Annotated in this window: 1 protein-coding gene; it reads left to right on the plus strand. The window is 68.3% G+C overall.

What is annotated here, in order from left to right; translation table 11 throughout:
* On the plus strand, positions 1-205 hold a 205-nt coding region (locus OO71_RS49810; RefSeq protein ID WP_162186203.1), incomplete at both ends, for an HNH endonuclease signature motif containing protein.

A 205-nucleotide genomic window follows, 5' to 3' on the forward strand; every position in this document is an offset into this window, starting at 1 on the left:
GGCTGCACCTTCCCCGGCTGCGACCGCGGCCCAAAATGGACCACCCCCCACCACATCCGCCCGTGGTCCGAGGGCGGCCCCACCAACCTCGACGACCTCACCTCCACCTGCGAACGCCACCACCGCCTGGTCCACCACAGCGACTGGGACATCACCATCACCGACGACATCGTCCACTGGATCCCACCCACAATCCTCGACCCCG

The sequence above is a fragment of the Amycolatopsis jejuensis genome (genome assembly GCF_000717335.1).
GTDB lineage: Bacteria > Actinomycetota > Actinomycetes > Mycobacteriales > Pseudonocardiaceae > Amycolatopsis > Amycolatopsis jejuensis.